At 40.0% G+C, this 698-nt stretch carries 2 tRNA genes and 1 rRNA gene; all 3 read right to left on the bottom strand.

The features are described 5' to 3' along the window. Window positions 1-279: 279 nt before the first annotated feature. Window positions 280-355, bottom strand: a tRNA-Ala gene (locus tag QMA12_RS22130). 111 nt (window positions 356-466) lie between these two features. Then, window positions 467-543: transfer RNA gene (locus QMA12_RS22125), tRNA-Ile, on the bottom strand. Window positions 544-619: 76 nt separating this feature from the next. Then, window positions 620-698 (bottom strand): 16S ribosomal RNA (locus QMA12_RS22120); the annotation flags it as partial.

Below are 698 nucleotides of genomic sequence, written 5' to 3'. Positions count from 1 at the left end.
GTGACAGTTTAACTTCGCCAGAAGTTAATATTGAATACTAAAGTAGATACCAATCAATCAACGTAAAACGTTCATTAAATGGCACTGAATGATACTGCTATCATTCTTTTTTACTTTTGAAAACTCTTGATAAATACGAATATTTATCAGAATTTTATTATCAGCTTTTCCAAATTTTTAAAGAGCAAGAGAAATAAAAAACTTCTCAAAATTAAACACACTCTATTCTCAGGCGGTGTTGCTACCCGATAAAGAATATTTATTTTTAAGAAGTAAAAGTGGTGGAGCTAAGCAGGATCGAACTGCTGACCTCCTGCGTGCAAGGCAGGCGCTCTCCCAGCTGAGCTATAGCCCCACATATGCTGGTACTTATTATTTGTAACCTACTTTGTTTCCAGACAAGGCATGGTACAACGACGTTTAGTCCACTAAACGAGGTGTGCCATAACGAAGTATGGGAGCAAAGTGGTGGGTCTGAGTAGATTTGAACTACCGACCTCACCCTTATCAGGGGTGCGCTCTAACCAACTGAGCTACAGACCCAAACAATAAGTGTTGTTCTCTTTACAATTAACAATCATCTGTGTGGACACTACGAACAAATAAGTTCTAAATCGTATAAGGAGGTGATCCAGCCCCAGGTTCCCCTAGGGCTACCTTGTTACGACTTCACCCCAGTCATGAATCACTCCGTGGTA

It is taken from the genome of Pseudoalteromonas sp. APC 3893, from assembly GCF_030408095.1.
In the GTDB taxonomy this organism is placed as follows: Bacteria; Pseudomonadota; Gammaproteobacteria; order Enterobacterales; family Alteromonadaceae; genus Pseudoalteromonas.
The sequence above is the reverse complement of the archived record's forward strand: the minus strand, read 5'-3'. Positions and strand labels throughout refer to the sequence as shown.